Origin of the sequence: Gloeothece verrucosa PCC 7822, assembly GCF_000147335.1 — a bacterium.
In the GTDB taxonomy this organism is placed as follows: domain Bacteria; phylum Cyanobacteriota; class Cyanobacteriia; order Cyanobacteriales; family Microcystaceae; genus Gloeothece; species Gloeothece verrucosa.
Genome location: NC_014501.1, coordinates 1,999,799 through 2,013,906, shown reverse-complemented (window position 1 = coordinate 2,013,906; position 14,108 = coordinate 1,999,799). Strand labels below are relative to the sequence as shown.

Sequence of the window (14,108 nt, the reverse complement as noted above, 5' to 3'; positions counted from 1 at the left end):
AAAGTTACCGAATTAGCAGTTTTATATTGTTTACGGTTTACTGTTGAGTCTGTCATAACATCCCCTTGAAAAAAAGCTCCTCGATCACCCTGTTCTTCTAGAATAATTGCGTCCTCCGGAATTGGTGAAAAAATCTTAGAAAAAATACCAAAAGCTGTAACATTTGTGAAATTATACCTAATATCGCCAAGGAAAATTTGAATTCATTGTTACAGAGTGATCCAGATCACAGTCATCGGTGATTTCGTCGACTATGGTATTAGCATCAAGATTTGTAAAAGTTTATGGCTACAAGGAATAACAAGAAATCCGGGTGCGGTTGTCTTTCGATCCTAGCAGTAATTGGATTAACTGCGGGGGGAATTTATTATTGGCGAGGGGAATTATTCGGAAAAAATTTAACGCCGATTGATGCGGCTGAAGCTGTGCCTCAAGGGGCACTCTTGACAAGCTATATTTCTACAGATGCTAAAGATTGGTCGCAATTATCTAAATTTGGCACATTAGAAGCTCAACAAGTTTTAGGCAAGAAACTAAATCAATTCAAAAATAATCTATCCTCTCAAGAAATTAACTATGAACAAGATGTTTATCCCTGGTTAGGTGGGGTCATGTTGGCTTTTATGCCTTCTAAAAGCTCTACTGAACCACAAGTATTAATCGTTGCTGGTATTAAAAATAAATTCAAGGCCTTTGATTTTGAAAAGAAACTGAAAAATCAACCCAACTACAAAACCACACAAACAAAACATCAAGGAATTACCATTACTACCCTAACCACGCCCAATAGCCCTCCTTTGAGTTTTGCGATTATGGGTAGCTATGTTCTCTTAGGGGATAAGCCTGAAACGGTAGAGCAGTCTATTGATACTCTCAATGGTTCACTCTCTTACAGTGACAAACCAGGAGCTAAACAAATCTTAACTCAAACTTTAACCTTGAACCATCCTGTGGCTCAAGTTTATATTGCTGACTATGGTGCTGTGATTGAGCAAGGATTAAAAAATGCCTTACCTGATGCTCCTCTGGCTCCCAATACCTTAGAATCATTAAAACAGGTAGATTCGATCGTCGTTGGCTTAGGACTCGAAGACCAAGGAATTCACTTACAGACAGTGGCTAAACTTAATCCCTCTGGGTTTATACCCTCTCTGACTGTGGCTCCCGGTAAGGTGCTGGAACAATTTCCCGCTAAGACTTTTGCCGTTATTAGTGGTAAAGCCCTCCGCGATGGCTGGTCTAATTTGGTTAAGCAAGCTCAAAATGATCAATATTTACAAGCTTGGGTGGATCAAGTTCGAGAAGGTTTTCGTTCATGGAATCTAGACGCGGATCAAGAAGTATTTGGTTGGATGGATGGGGAATTTGCTTTAGGAATGGTGTTTAGCCATCAAAGCACTGTACCAATGATGGGCATTGGCGGGATGATCATTTTAGAAACGAGCGATCAGTCTACGGCTCAAAGTACCTTCAACAAAATCGATCAAATGGTCAAAATGTATGATATTTCCGTTGAACCCAATAGCGTTAACGGAATTGATGTCATAGATTGGAAAATGCCGCCACAAAATTTCAGTTTAAGTCGCGGATGGCTCAATGATCATTCTTTAGCCATGACTTTATTTATGCCATTTTCAACGGCTACTGATGTTAAAGCTAAAGATTCTGTGGCACTGAGTCCCAATTTTCGAGCTATTACCAACTCTTTACCTAAAAATAATTTTGGCTATTTTTATCTAGACCTCAATCAGATGGTGACTGAGTTTACCAAAGTGGCTCAAATGCAAGGTATGACCCCAAATCCTGATACTATGACAGTCCTCAATTCTCTGGAAGGTTTGGCTCTCACTGCTACGATGCCGGATAAAACCACCAGTGAATTTGATCTGTTATTAACTTTTAAGTCTAGGCAATAAGCCTAAGCTTTTAAATTCTCCCAGGCTATTGTTGAACAAAGACAGGCAAAGTAAAAGATCAGATCGCTTATTTCATGCTTACTTTGCCGCCAAAATCAGGCAATTAAAAGTTAATCTTACTGTACAGATTGAAACCAAGAACGCCTTTTTAATAAAAAGTTTTGTTACAAACCTTCAGTAAAAAAAAGTTTAAACCCAAAATATGATATAGAAATATTCCCCTGACAAAAAAGGAGCCGCTAGACTTTGAGGGCTTTGCTGGAAATAATCCAGTGTTCATCTCTAGCATAAGTTTTAGGGATGGGTTGAGTGATGTAATATTTTCTTTATCTTTATTCGTCATCTTCTGTAGAATCATGCTGGGGATTATTGATTTCCTCTTTAAAACCCCGTAAAGTTTTACCTAATGCACTACCGAATTCGGGAATTTTTTTGGTTCCGAAGATCACCAACACAGCGATAATAATAATACCTACTTCTGGCCAACCTAAATTAAACATACATTAACTCCTAATAACCTATTCTAATCTTACAGAGAAACTACGAATGTTAGACACTGCTAAACCTTCAATCCGTCAACAGCAACATCCCTTGATTGGCTCCTTAGCTGATGTAATTTTGTCATACTGGGAAAAATATTTAGACTTATCTCCCTATCAACTCCCCGAAGGACTAGGTTATGTGGAAGGACGACTAGAAGGGGAAAGACTGGTGATTGAAAACCATTGTTATCAAACGCCTCAGTTTCGCAAAATGCACTTAGAACTGGCTAAACTGGGTAATAATCTCGATATTTTGCACTGTGTTATGTTCCCCCATCCTGACTATCCTTTACCGATGTTTGGTTGTGATATAGTAGCCAGTAAGGCGGGAACCAGTGCAGCGATCGCGGATTTATCGCCCACCAATCCTGAAAAGACTTTACCAACCACTTATCAAAAGGTTTTATCGAGTCTACCTCATCTGGAATTTTCTCAACCTCGGGAGCTTCCCCCCTGGGGTGATATTTTCTCGGATTTTTGTTTATTTATTCGCCCTAGTAACAAAGATGAAGAAAATCTCTTTCTCTCACGAGTTGAGCAGTTTCTTGAACTTCATTGTCGTCAATCTCTAGTGGTTCGACCTCTCGAGAGTGCTGAAAAAGCCTTATATTTAGCTGGACAATATAATTATTGTAGCCAACAACAAAAAAATGATAAGACTCGTCGGGTACTTGAAAAAGCTTTTGGGACTGAATGGGCCAATAAATATATTAATTTAGTTCTGTTTGATTTGCCCTCGGCTTAAAGGTTAATTCTTAGTCATTAGTCAGTAGGTAGCTCTTTGTCGGCTACCATTATTCATTAGTTATTTGACTAGAACTCCGCAAAAAACCGGGCAGTTCGATATTTCTTGACGGTTTTTTTTGAACGCTAGTTACAGAAGAGATCACAGGGGAAGGCCAATTAGATAAGTTAGCTGAAATCCCTTTGGTCATTGGTTCACTAGAAACCGTTTTTTCAGGCTCAAAAGCGGTAAAAAATTCATCTAAAAAAGCCTCTATTTCATCTTCATCTGGTAGGGGTTCCTCACAGTAATCTGAGTTGAGACTTGAATTGAAGTTTGAGGGAATTAGATCAATTTTAGAGGGGATATTTGGCTCATCTACAAAGGATTGACTTGTTTGATCTAAGCTCAAGTTGATCGGGTCTAAAAATTTACCTTCTATGTCTCTATCATAAGGGTTGATTTCTAATGTCGATTCTGCTAGATACTGAGAAGAAAGTTGTTGCCTATGACTCGACCAAGGCTGAATAGATGTTACTTTAGAGGTGAGAGAATAAGCCGTAGAAGAATGATTAAGTTGAGCTTGAGGAACTTCTAAACATTGATCTAAGGCGGCTTTATATTGTAAAGTATAGCGCTGCTGACGATGTAAGCGAGAACTTAATTCGGCTATTTCCTGTTCTAAAAAAATTAGTTTTTGTGTTTTTTCATTATTATCTTCTTTTAATAAAGCACATTCTCGTTCCAGGAGAGCGGCTTGTTGTTGAGTGCTTTCGAATTGTTGGGTCAAATTCAACAGAGAAAATTTTTGATTTTTAGTCAAATGTTGAGCTTGCTCTAATTCCCGAGTCAGATGAGTAATTTGTGCTTGAGTTTGAGTGAGTTCTTGAGTTTGTTTTGTTAAAAGAGACTCTGCACTACGGGAGCGCAAGGTTTGATTATGTAATTGATGCTGAGATTCCCCTAAAGCTTGCTCTAAATTAACGACGGTTTTCAGCAATTCGCGATTTTGTTGTCGCAATTTACGAACCACAGTTAACCACGACCGCTCTTGAGAAAATTCAGTTTTTGAAGAATTGAGGATTGTGGCTTGTATAGAGGAATCCTGTTCTTCTGATAAGTTGAGGAAAGATGATGGCTCTATTGATTCTATCACCTCTGCTGTAATCGAACCTGTTGAGATCTCTTCTAACTCTACAGAGTCAGACCACTCTTGAGGAACATAAATCACTTTTGGTAATAAATTGGATTGATCGGGTGGCATCTGGAATCGGTTGCTTTCACTCATAACAATCGTTATTCAGCTAAATCCTCTTTATGTAGATTGAATCTTTTTGTTGAGTGTTTCCTAACTCTTCAAGCTTTTCTGTATATTTTGACCGAATATAAAAAAAACTTATATGTAAGATAAAAATATTTTTTATTAAAACTCTTTACAAAGCTTAAGGGTTTGTCTAAGATGTTAGGCATATCATCCATTCCGTACCTTGATAATTTCATAGAAATCATAGCCATATGACAACTACATTACAGCAACGCGAAAGCGTTTCCGTATGGGAACAGTTCTGTCAGTGGATCACCAGCACCAACAACCGTTTATACATCGGTTGGTTCGGTGTGATCATGATCCCCACCCTTCTGACAGCTACCACTTGCTTCATCATCGCCTTCATCGCTGCTCCCCCTGTGGACATTGATGGAATTCGTGAACCCGTCGCTGGTTCTTTACTTTATGGAAACAACATCATCTCTGGTGCAGTTGTTCCTTCTTCCAACGCTATAGGTTTACACTTCTATCCCATCTGGGAAGCCGCTTCTTTAGATGAGTGGCTGTACAATGGTGGCCCTTACCAGTTAGTAGTATTCCACTTCTTACTCGGAGTGTTCTGCTACATGGGTCGTCAGTGGGAATTAAGCTATCGCTTAGGGATGCGTCCCTGGATCTGTGTAGCTTACTCTGCACCCGTATCCGCAGCTACCGCAGTATTCTTAATCTACCCCATCGGACAAGGTTCCTTCTCTGATGGTATGCCTTTAGGAATCTCTGGTACTTTCAACTTCATGTTCGTATTCCAAGCAGAACACAACATCTTAATGCACCCCTTCCATATGTTGGGAGTAGCTGGTGTATTCGGCGGTTCTCTGTTCTCTGCAATGCACGGAAGCTTAGTAACCTCTTCTTTAGTTCGTGAAACAACTGAAGTAGAGTCTCAAAACTATGGTTACAAGTTCGGACAAGAAGAAGAAACCTACAACATCGTAGCCGCTCACGGATACTTCGGACGTTTAATCTTCCAATATGCGTCCTTCAACAACAGCCGTAGCTTACACTTCTTCCTCGGTGCATGGCCTGTAATCGGTATTTGGTTCACCGCAATGGGAATCTCTACCATGGCCTTCAACCTCAACGGATTCAACTTCAACCAGTCTATTCTCGACTCACAAGGTCGTGTAATTAGCACCTGGGCTGATGTATTAAACCGCGCTAACTTAGGTTTCGAAGTAATGCACGAGCGCAACGCTCACAACTTCCCCTTAGACTTAGCGTCTGCTGAACCCGTCGTTGCTCCTAGCATCAATGGCTAAGGTTTCTAACAACTAAATAGTTACTGAAAAGCACTCTCTGAAATAGGGGGTGCTTTTCGGTTTTTGACTTTATTTTAAATAATCATTATTTTCATAATAAATTAGTTTTTATTTTTAAGATCCAATCAAAAATTCACCAATAACCGGAAAATGATCAGAAGGAATTAACCCTTCCCATTTTTGCTGATCTACCTTAGCTTGTTGTAATCGAGAGCGGCTATCATAATAAATAGTATCAATAGCATCTGTTGGTTGTTCCGTAAAATTGTTAAAACTGAGTTGTTTTTCTAAGGGAATTTCAGCAAGAGCATCATATAACTTGATCCCATTAGATAAAGGTCTTTCAAAGGTTGTTCTAGGCAAACTCCCAGGAGTAGCATTAAAATCAGCCGTCACAAATAGATAGCTATCGGTTAAATCTAACTGACTTAAGCGCTCTGTAATTAATTTTGCCCCTAATTCTCTAGCGGTTGCACTTCTATAGTCGAGATGAGTATTATAAAAAACGATCTTTTTCGCTTCATCGATCCCTTCAAACACTGCCCAAGTTACCATCCTAGGGTGAGGGTTGCCCCAACTTGCTGTAATACTTCCTGGAATTTCTGGCGTTTCACTCAGGAAAAAATCCCCCGTCTCTAAACATTTAAGCCGCCTCCGATGGTAGAAGATAGCACAATGTTCATTAGTTCCTGTCCCTGTGCGATCTCCCCCGACACTTTGATACTCTGGTAGCATCCGATGTAAGTCTAACAATTGATGAGCTTTTCCCTCCTGAGTTCCCATTAGGTCTGGAGAATAATAATTTAGAAGAGAGGCAATAGCGGCTCGTCGTACTCTCCAATTGTTTTGAGCGGGATCGGGTTTATCGTAACGAAGGTTAAATGTAATAATTTTCAATAACATTCTCGAGTTCCCCTAATTGAAAAAAATATACTTATGTACAGTGTAAGTTTAATTCGTGCTGATTCCTACGACCTTTCTCAATTACGCGCATCGGTAGAAAAGTTACTAGAACCATTAGGAGGAATACAAGCGTATGTCAAAAATGGTGATCGCGTTCTCCTCAAACCAAACCTTCTAACCGGTTCTTATCCTCAGAATGAATGTACCACTCGGAAAGAATTAGTGTATTGTGTAGCTCAATTAGTCATTGAAGCCGGCGGACAACCCTTTTTAGGAGATAGTCCAGCCTTTGGGAGTGCTAAAGGCGTTGCTGCCGCTAATGGATATTTACCTCTGATAGAAGCCTTAAATTTACCCATTGTTGAATTTCACGGCAAACCCTATCCCACCGAAAGCGAAAATTTTAATCATTTGCGTTTATCCAAAGAGGCTATGGAGGCCGATGTCATCATCAATTTACCTAAAGTTAAATCTCATGTACAGTTAACCTTAACTTTGGGCGTGAAAAATCTCTTTGGCTGTGTGCCCGGAAAAATGAAAGCTTGGTGGCATTTTGAAGCCGGTAAAGACTCAAGCCGCTTTGCCGAGATGCTTGTAGAAACAGCAAAAGCCATTAATCCTGATTTAACCATTATTGATGGTATTATCGGGCATCAAGGCAATGGGCCCAGTAAAGGGGAGCCTCGTCCGTTAGGAATATTAGGCGCATCATCGGATGTATTTGCTTTAGATCGAGTAATGGTCGAGGTTTTGGGGGTAGCTCCAAGCCAAGTTCCCACCCTAGCGGCTCAACGGCGTTTAGGATATAGTGCAGATTTAGAGAGCATCAACTTTCCTCTAGAACATCCCTGTGAGTTACAAATTTCTGATTGGAAGTTGCCGTCAGTCGTTGTTCCCATCGATTTTAGAATTCCGAGAGTTATCAGTTCTACTTTTAAACACCTCTATATAAGGTTAATTCAAGAACCTCTCAGTGTTTATAGCTCTAAATAAACCATGATCCTAAAAATCGGTTACAAAGACTACATACAAATACTCACGGGTGATTGTAATCTCGATTACAAGACATAAAGTCAATATCACCCTCCGATTGCTTATCCAAGCCGCCCGTTGTCTAGGGGCGGTTTCTCTTTTTACCGCTAACCGTCAACAGTTATAAGTTATGGGTTATCAATTCTGCCGGCTTTTGGGTGCTTACTTGTTGGCGATACGAAAGCCTGCTCCCGCGACCACTGCCTTCTGTCTCCTGTTTGTGTTAACAACTAATAACCCTTATTGCACTTTCTATAGAAGTAATGGGTAAAATACTAATAGAGAGGTTAGAATAAAGCCATCTCTAACTATAAATTACTCCATTCAAATTTCACTAATTACCTTTTATGGAATCCACTGGTCCAGTCGAGAGAGCATCCGAGCCTCCTAGTTATAGATGGGCAAACATTCTGGGAACTTTGATTGCTGTCTTGACTTTAACTATTCCAGCCCTAGCTATAGGGTACTATTCCTCTCATACCGGTCTAGAACCGTTATCACGCAACCCTTACACTTTAGATAAATCAGGTAACTGACGTATGGGAGAGTAAAGAACGATTCAAGAGGGATTTCAAGGACAAAAAGAAAATTTTTTCTTCAGTCTTATAAGTTTTTCAACAAAGAAGATAATCTGAACTAGGCAGAGGATAAACTGCCTGGGGAAACTAGCCATAATTATCATTATGGGGGCACGGATTGATGTTATAAATAACAACAGAGAATTAATAACTGACAACTATGTACTATTTGCCGGAACCTCCTTACTTTTTATTGATTTTTGGCTTATTTATGGGGATTACTTCGGGTTTAGCCTTTGAAGCCACCTTGAAATTAAAAGTTCAGCAATGGATGAAACAATCTAAAAAACAATTGAGCGAACAAAAACTAGGATTTGATCTATTATTTCCCTTTTGGGGAATAAGTATAGGAATTTGTATTTTTCTCTCAGCCGGATTAGAAATTTTTCTGGGAGATCGCTGGTTGTCTTATTCCATCGCGCTGCCCATGACAATTTTTATTGGCGGGTTAGTCTGGATGCAACTCGGTAAGGTGTTACAGCAATTGCTAGAAGGAGGATCACAGGCTATCGATTTAGATGCTTTTTAAGCTGTAAGTCTATTGTTGGGTGCGTTCATAGCTGAAAAAACGCACCTATTTTACGGGCTAGATTCGGCAAAATCCTAGTTGAAAATTTTTTTAGCTTTTTACTAATTATAGGTTTAACAAAAGACAAAACTGAAAAGAGTTCTCAATATAACTTCACTTGACAAACGGCTTATTTAATGTCTTTGACGCTCAGATTATTAAGTAAATTAACTAATTTTCATATAATGACAACTGACTAAGGACAGATGTAAGATGAAATTAAGTCTTTAATAAAGTAAGACGCGCTTACCTATTTAGCAAAATATTATTGATAGGAGCAAGAGTTTTAAAATGTCATTAATTGTATGTCCTGAGTGTGGTCACGAAAATACAGAAGATGCTCGGTACTGTGATATGTGTGGCATTGAACTGCCTCTGCCATTGGCTGCCGAAAGTTCTCCCCAGACAGAACAAGGAGAGTCAGATGATGCAGAAGAATTAATTTCCAACACATCAGAGGCAATCTCTTCTGAGCCGGAAACGCCTGAAATTCCTGTAGTCGCTACACAAGAGATTAATTCATCTTACGAAGCTGAAGCCGCCAAAAGTGTTGCAGAGGCAGAAGAAGAACCCTCACTAGCACCTCCTGTAGCCTCAGCTACAGTTCTAGATTGGGATGAACCAGAATTATCCTCGATGCCTTCTACAGCTTTAGAAGTAGTTGAAGCTATATTAGTTCATGAGGAAACGCAGACTCAGTTCCCCATCCCGACCGAAGAAAAACTGGTGTATTTGGGTAAACTTAATGAAGAAATGCCCGTACAAATTGATCTTAGCCAACTTCCCAATGCTGATATTATCTCCCGTGTTCATGCAGTAATTCATATCGAAGAGAAAAATTTTTATTTAGAAGATGCGGGAAGCCTCAATGGTACTGCTTTAAACGGAGAAACGATTAACCCAGGGGCACGTTTCCGCAAACAGTTAAATACAGGCGATACAATCACCTTTGGTCGTAATCGAAAAGTCGATTTAACCTTTCAAATTCAAGAGTAACTGTCTAGGTGAGTTACAGTCAATATGAGCAATTATCTTGCTATTGCTACCGTGACTGCAACTCTACAAAAAATCTTGCAATCCACTATTCAAGATGATGTAGAGGGGGCGAGGGTCACGACAATTCGGCCAGATGGACTAGGAAGAAGCACTCCAGAAACTGGAGTCAATATTTATTTATACCGCGTCAGTCCTGTAAATTGGCGTAATGCTGACTTACCGAGCCGACGCTCTACGGGAGAATTAGTGAAACGACCCCAAATAGCCCTCGATCTTAATTATATTTTAACATTTTATGGCAATGAAAGTGAGCTAGAACCTCAACGTCTTTTAGGGAGTGTGGTCAGAACTTTACACTCGGGTGCTATTCTCACCTCTGACCTGATTAGCGATGCGCTTGAAGATTCTTCTTTGCGATATTTACGCGGCTCAGATTTGGCGCAACAACTTGAACAAATAAAGTTTATGCCGCTACCTCTGTCGACGGAAGATTTATCTAAAATTTGGTCTGTCTTTTTTCAAACCCCTTACGCCCTTTCGATGGCTTATCAGGCCAGCACGGTGTTAATTGAAAGTGATGAGATTCCTAAACGCGCTTTACCAGTACGTCAGCCAAGAATCATGCTTGTTCCCTATAAACCCGTCATTACAGAAATTGTCACGCTAGACGAATTGAGTGGGGTTTGGGGAAAAAGTCCCTATCGTCCGATTTTAGCCGATAGTAATCTAAAAATTCGCGGTTCTGGGTTAAAAGGAGACCTGACCCATGTACAAATTGCTCAGGTAGAAGTGTTACCCCAAGAGGTTAGCCATCAGGAGGTTGTTCTTAATTTAGGTTCATTTCCCGAGGGTGCCCTCAGGCCTGGGGTTCAAAGTTTACAAATTATTCAACGGGATGCCACAGAGCAACAGCATATTGTAGAATCTAATATTTTTCCTTTTGTGTTATCTCCCACGATTCGAGAGCTTCGCATTGCTCAGGTTCAACCCTCTAGAGAAGAAGATTTACGCGAAGTTGAACTGATGATTTCGGTTAGTCCCTCTGTGGGAAAAAGGCAACAGGTGAACCTATTGCTCAATCAATTGAGTCCGGACAATCCGGCTGAATATTCTTTTAAAGCGGCTACTCGAGCCATAGATAGTGATCTGATCACCGTTCGTCTTACTAATATCAAACCGGCAGAATATTTAGTCCGCATTCAGGTAGACGGGGTAGAAAGTCTGTTAACGGTAGATACTGATACACACAGTCCCACTTTTGAGCAGTATATTGGACCATTAATTGCGATCGCTTAAAGAGTTTTTGAGTAAAATATTAAAACCCACTGAAATTAATTCAGTGGTTACTCTTATCTAAAATTCACTAATTCGCGCTTGACAAGAGTCAAATGGGCTATTGAGCGAATGCTCCCCTGATGGGGGTTTATAATAGATATTTAATGATCTCAAAATAACCCACGACTATATGCAGAACTTCCAAGCGCAAATCGCTATTGCCAATGGCAAAGTAAAGGCAGATAAAAAGAACGAAGGAAATGACCCAAAATAAAATTGATTTTTTCATGGTTTTACAAGCCCCTTTCGTATTTTAGGCTTTATATTTCTATCCTAGAAAAAATTTTTACTAATTTAATTTGAAAAAAATTTAAAATCGTTTAATGAATTCGTTTATCTGAAAACACAAGCCAAGAATATTTTAACTGAAACAAATATAGCTAGGGTTTTAAATTCATTTAAAATTCATTTAAATCAAATTAAACCCTTTCAAGCATTAAGCCATTAAAAAAGTGTGCTAGACTGTTTTTAGTTTAGGAGGAAATAAGAATGAAAGCTTATTTAAAACTTTATCAACCCAATGAAAAAGAGTATGGTCTATACAACCTTTCAGAACTATTTAACCCTTTAACAGGAAAAAACTCCATAACGATAGGCAGAGCAGATGAAGATGGTCAATTTGATATTAATACTGACATCAAACTGCCAGCCGAGGATAAATTAGTGTCTCGGAAACATTTTTCAATTGAGTTGAAAGCAGACTGCTATTTTTCGGTCAAAAATCAAAATAGTACCCATCCAGCACTTCTCAAAAAAGCTAATAAGCCATCTGTTGACGTTGACAATTACGTGATTGATGAAAATGAATATCGACTTGAAGATGGAGATAGGATTCTTGTTCAGAGTAATTTTTCGGTAGAGGCAAATCCATTTTGGACATTTTGTTTTTATGATCCTGATCAAACAGATTCTTGTGAAAATTATCCTTTTGAAGTTAAATATAACTACAATTTGACTTCAAAGCTTTTGTTTGTAAATAGCAGAAATCTACCAACCGAACGTATTGATTATACGGGAAATGAATTAAGACTTCTTGACTGTATGGCCAATAAGGTTTATGAAAACCAAGATAAACATTGTTTTAGCTCTCATGAAGAGCTAATTTCAGGAGTCTGGCCAGACTATATTGACTCTCCTCCTCCCCGTCAACGCTTGCGACCTCATGTTAGCAAAATTAATCAAGAAATTGCTAATAAATTTGGCAAAAATGCGCCGAAATTAATCGAAAATATTCACGGTCATGGATACCGCTTAAATAATTGTCTTGTTACTACTTCAAAGTTATACAACTAAAAAGTTGTTTTAAGAGTAGGCTCTCACATCTGTTAAACAGGCAGATGTGGTTTTTTTTAAGCGTTGTTAGGGTATTGAGCTTATAAATTCTCAGTTTAATCGTTTCTTTCTTCTCTTTAAACAGTTTTTGCGCTATATAATTTTATATAGACTTTATTGCTGGTGTTCATAGAACTAATATACTATTCCTTTCTCACTAGCGATAAAGCCGCTTCTTTTTCTCTGAGAGTCGATGGGTAAGTTATGACAGAAAATACAAAATATGGCACGATACTAACTTTGATAATAACAGGGAGCTATGAATATTATAGGAACCTCTGCTTCCGTTATCTGTATTAATCCCGACTGTGCGGTTAATAATAATAATGATTGGCCCGTCCACAACCTAGAAGCCAAAAATGTAAAATCCGAAGGTTTTTCTTGCCCATGCAACGTTACGTCAGCATGGAATCTAGGATGGAAAAGCAAGAACGGCAATATTTATTTTTTGAGAGGCCATATAGGAAAGGGAGGAGGCGGAAGTATATATAAGGCTTACAAGTACAACTTAACAGATAAAAGATTTGAGGAGGGGTATGCCATAAAAATTTTACGAGATAATAGTAATAATCTTGAAGAGTCTCGAAAGCAATTAGACCGTGAAATTGAGGGTCTTCAACAAGCTTATAATGCAGGAGCCAGAGTCCCTAAATATATTGACCATTATTATCCTGATGCTCAAAATACTAATGAGCAACATAGTTATTTTTTTTTAGTTCAGGAATTTATTGAAGGAGATAATCTTGAGAAGATATTACAGCAGGAGCAACAGAAGATTACCATCGGGAATCCAACTCTTCTGTTTGAAGAACGAAGGGTTTTCAATTATTTAATAGAAATGCTGAAAGATCTTCACTTACTTTACCGCAATCAAGTTCTTCATAGAGATATAAAACCTCTTAACATTATTTGTAGAAAGGTTAAGACGAACTCTCAGGATGAGCATGAACAAAATCTACAGCTATACTTAGTAGATTTCGGCTCTTCCAAGCTTGTCCCTATCAAAAATCCATATTTTACTATAAATTATTCGTCAACAATTCTTTACGCACCTCCAGAAACTTTAAGTAGTAAATTACAATTATCAAAGGAGGACAGATACTGCTATGAATTGTTAATGAATTTTTTTTATGACAATAAGCAATTAGAGACTTTTATGTGGACAAGGGATCTTTATTCATTAGCTGTAACTATGTTTAGCCTTCTTATTAAAAGTCCCTCAAAACTTCATTCTTGTTATCGTTGGAATCCATCAGATAATGAGTGGAATAAATGGATGTTGGAAATAGAGAAAAAAGCTCCTAATATCTATCCAATTCTAGAAAAAATGTCACGTTTTTTTCCAAATAAACGATATAAGACTGCCATTGAAGCCCTTTTGGATGCTAGTACAGAGGCATGGTATGCCTATGGGGATAATATTTGGCTGTTAAGTAATGATTTTTTGAGAGCTATTAAATCTGATCCCGAGTTGCCTCAAAAATTAACTAATAAACAAAATAAATTTATACAACAAAGTCAAAAAGAACATAAAAAACAAAGAAGGGAAGAAATTTCAAGAGATTACGAAAACACAAATTAATAAATAATTTTTAT

13 protein-coding genes are annotated in these 14,108 nt (G+C 38.5%); 10 read left to right on the top strand and 3 right to left on the bottom strand.

Annotation, left to right across the window (positions count from 1 at the left end):
- Positions 1-284 precede the first annotated feature (284 nt).
- Positions 285-1,916 (top strand): DUF3352 domain-containing protein, encoded by a 1,632-nt coding sequence (locus CYAN7822_RS08920; RefSeq protein ID WP_013321921.1) that lies wholly within the window; start codon positions 285-287, stop codon positions 1,914-1,916.
- 332 nt (positions 1,917-2,248) lie between these two features.
- Here the strand turns inward: CYAN7822_RS08920 and CYAN7822_RS08910 are convergent, their stop codons facing one another.
- The gene (locus CYAN7822_RS08910) at positions 2,249-2,416 is read right to left on the bottom strand and encodes a Sec-independent protein translocase subunit TatA/TatB (RefSeq protein WP_013321920.1); all 168 of its coding nucleotides are present in this window, start codon (positions 2,414-2,416) and stop codon (positions 2,249-2,251) included.
- A 46-nt stretch (positions 2,417-2,462) separates the two neighbouring features.
- Between CYAN7822_RS08910 and CYAN7822_RS08905 the strand changes: the two genes are divergently transcribed.
- Complete coding sequence (locus CYAN7822_RS08905; RefSeq protein WP_013321919.1) at positions 2,463-3,203, top strand: phycocyanobilin:ferredoxin oxidoreductase; 741 nt, start codon at positions 2,463-2,465, stop codon at positions 3,201-3,203.
- A gap of 49 nt (positions 3,204-3,252) precedes the next feature.
- Here CYAN7822_RS08905 and CYAN7822_RS34495 read toward each other — a convergent pair whose 3' ends face one another.
- Entirely contained in the window at positions 3,253-4,470 is a 1,218-nt protein-coding gene (locus CYAN7822_RS34495) for a hypothetical protein (protein WP_013321918.1), read from the bottom strand.
- Positions 4,471-4,697: 227 nt separating this feature from the next.
- Between CYAN7822_RS34495 and psbA the strand changes: the two genes are divergently transcribed.
- Positions 4,698-5,768, top strand: coding sequence for a photosystem II q(b) protein (gene psbA, locus CYAN7822_RS08895; protein ID WP_013321097.1), 1,071 nt, complete (start codon positions 4,698-4,700; stop codon positions 5,766-5,768).
- Between the two features lie 114 nt (positions 5,769-5,882).
- Here the strand turns inward: psbA and CYAN7822_RS08890 are convergent, their stop codons facing one another.
- Positions 5,883-6,671: an endonuclease/exonuclease/phosphatase family protein gene (locus CYAN7822_RS08890; protein ID WP_013321917.1), complete on the bottom strand. Its 789-nt coding sequence runs from the start codon at positions 6,669-6,671 to the stop codon at positions 5,883-5,885.
- Positions 6,672-6,704: 33 nt separating this feature from the next.
- Between CYAN7822_RS08890 and CYAN7822_RS08885 the strand changes: the two genes are divergently transcribed.
- The 7 genes from CYAN7822_RS08885 (at position 6,705) to CYAN7822_RS08860 (ending at position 14,094) form a co-directional block, all read left to right on the top strand.
- Entirely contained in the window at positions 6,705-7,664 is a 960-nt protein-coding gene (locus CYAN7822_RS08885) for an Npun_F2552 family protein (RefSeq protein ID WP_013321916.1), read from the top strand.
- Between the two features lie 386 nt (positions 7,665-8,050).
- Positions 8,051-8,239, top strand: a complete 189-nt coding sequence (locus tag CYAN7822_RS40690) for a TLTLP motif-containing protein (protein WP_013321915.1) — start codon at positions 8,051-8,053, stop codon at positions 8,237-8,239.
- A gap of 202 nt (positions 8,240-8,441) precedes the next feature.
- A complete protein-coding gene (locus CYAN7822_RS08880) occupies positions 8,442-8,810 on the top strand; it encodes a hypothetical protein (protein WP_013321914.1) in 369 nt (122 codons plus the stop codon).
- Between the two features lie 330 nt (positions 8,811-9,140).
- Complete coding sequence (locus tag CYAN7822_RS08875; protein WP_013321913.1) at positions 9,141-9,845, top strand: double zinc ribbon and FHA domain-containing protein; 705 nt, start codon at positions 9,141-9,143, stop codon at positions 9,843-9,845.
- Between the two features lie 24 nt (positions 9,846-9,869).
- Positions 9,870-11,141: a Pvc16 family protein gene (locus CYAN7822_RS08870; protein ID WP_013321912.1), complete on the top strand. Its 1,272-nt coding sequence runs from the start codon at positions 9,870-9,872 to the stop codon at positions 11,139-11,141.
- A 528-nt stretch (positions 11,142-11,669) separates the two neighbouring features.
- Entirely contained in the window at positions 11,670-12,473 is an 804-nt protein-coding gene (locus CYAN7822_RS08865) for an FHA domain-containing protein (protein WP_013321911.1), read from the top strand.
- Positions 12,474-12,771: 298 nt separating this feature from the next.
- Positions 12,772-14,094, top strand: coding sequence for a protein kinase domain-containing protein (locus CYAN7822_RS08860; protein ID WP_013321910.1), 1,323 nt, complete (start codon positions 12,772-12,774; stop codon positions 14,092-14,094).
- Positions 14,095-14,108 lie beyond the last annotated feature (14 nt).

Excerpts from the sequence above, each read along its gene's own strand:
- CYAN7822_RS08920 (WP_013321921.1), top strand. The coding sequence starts at position 285 with ATGGCTACAAGGAATAACAAGAAATCCGGGTGCGGTTGTCTTTCGATC.
- CYAN7822_RS08910 (WP_013321920.1), bottom strand. The coding sequence starts at position 2,416 with ATGTTTAATTTAGGTTGGCCAGAAGTAGGTATTATTATTATCGCTGTG.
- CYAN7822_RS08905 (WP_013321919.1), top strand. The coding sequence starts at position 2,463 with ATGTTAGACACTGCTAAACCTTCAATCCGTCAACAGCAACATCCCTTG.
- CYAN7822_RS34495 (WP_013321918.1), bottom strand. The coding sequence starts at position 4,470 with ATGAGTGAAAGCAACCGATTCCAGATGCCACCCGATCAATCCAATTTA.
- psbA (WP_013321097.1), top strand. The coding sequence starts at position 4,698 with ATGACAACTACATTACAGCAACGCGAAAGCGTTTCCGTATGGGAACAG.
- CYAN7822_RS08890 (WP_013321917.1), bottom strand. The coding sequence starts at position 6,671 with ATGTTATTGAAAATTATTACATTTAACCTTCGTTACGATAAACCCGAT.
- CYAN7822_RS08885 (WP_013321916.1), top strand. The coding sequence starts at position 6,705 with ATGTACAGTGTAAGTTTAATTCGTGCTGATTCCTACGACCTTTCTCAA.
- CYAN7822_RS40690 (WP_013321915.1), top strand. The coding sequence starts at position 8,051 with ATGGAATCCACTGGTCCAGTCGAGAGAGCATCCGAGCCTCCTAGTTAT.
- CYAN7822_RS08880 (WP_013321914.1), top strand. The coding sequence starts at position 8,442 with ATGTACTATTTGCCGGAACCTCCTTACTTTTTATTGATTTTTGGCTTA.
- CYAN7822_RS08875 (WP_013321913.1), top strand. The coding sequence starts at position 9,141 with ATGTCATTAATTGTATGTCCTGAGTGTGGTCACGAAAATACAGAAGAT.
- CYAN7822_RS08870 (WP_013321912.1), top strand. The coding sequence starts at position 9,870 with ATGAGCAATTATCTTGCTATTGCTACCGTGACTGCAACTCTACAAAAA.
- CYAN7822_RS08865 (WP_013321911.1), top strand. The coding sequence starts at position 11,670 with ATGAAAGCTTATTTAAAACTTTATCAACCCAATGAAAAAGAGTATGGT.
- CYAN7822_RS08860 (WP_013321910.1), top strand. The coding sequence starts at position 12,772 with ATGAATATTATAGGAACCTCTGCTTCCGTTATCTGTATTAATCCCGAC.